At 39.1% G+C, this 586-nt stretch carries 2 protein-coding genes; one reads left to right on the top strand and one right to left on the bottom strand.

Annotated features, from left to right (window positions below; genetic code table 11):
* A partial coding sequence (locus AC1DUA_RS40095; protein ID WP_477504945.1) for an NAD-dependent epimerase/dehydratase family protein occupies positions 1-87 on the bottom strand: 87 nt, incomplete at its 3' end.
* 123 nt (positions 88-210) lie between these two features.
* Here AC1DUA_RS40095 and AC1DUA_RS40090 point away from each other — a divergent pair.
* A partial coding sequence (locus AC1DUA_RS40090; protein ID WP_477504944.1) for a MerR family transcriptional regulator occupies positions 211-586 on the top strand: 376 nt, incomplete at its 3' end.

Here is a 586-nt window from a genome sequence, read left to right as displayed (position 1 = left end):
TCCTACAACTTGATGACCACCCTTCAACAGCTCACGAACAACTTCAGAACCAATATAGCCCGTTGCACCAGTTACAAAAATACGCATAATTATCTCCCCTAATCAGAAATTTCACCAAAAGGTGATGCTTTAAATGGTTGATGAATCGTACATATAAAGCATAAACTATAGAGTGAACTCTAAGGCAAGTCATTCTGAGGAGAGATGCTTATGAAAATTCAAGAGTTAGCGAACAAAATGGGATTGTCCGTTCATGCTATACGTTTTTATGAAAAAGAAGGCCTATTTGACAGTCGTCATGTTCAGCGCGAAAAAAATAACTATCGAAATTATTCGGACGAAGCTGTGGAGCGTCTACAGATGATTAAGAAGTTTCAAAGCCTCGACTGTTCGCTTGCTGAGTTAAAAGAGATTTTTCAGGATAACGATACAAACACGAAAACTCATCAGCAGGTCATTGAATGGATCGAACAAAAGAAAAATGAAATTGAGCACAAGAAAGCCGAATATGATCAAATTCTTGAAACGCTGGACTGGATGATCGCATACAGGAAGGTCTTAATGGAGGATCCACACATGGCGGAAG

The sequence above is a fragment of the Paenibacillus sp. 01T422 genome (assembly GCF_056398785.1).
The sequence above is the reverse complement of the archived record's forward strand: the minus strand, read 5'-3'. Positions and strand labels throughout refer to the sequence as shown.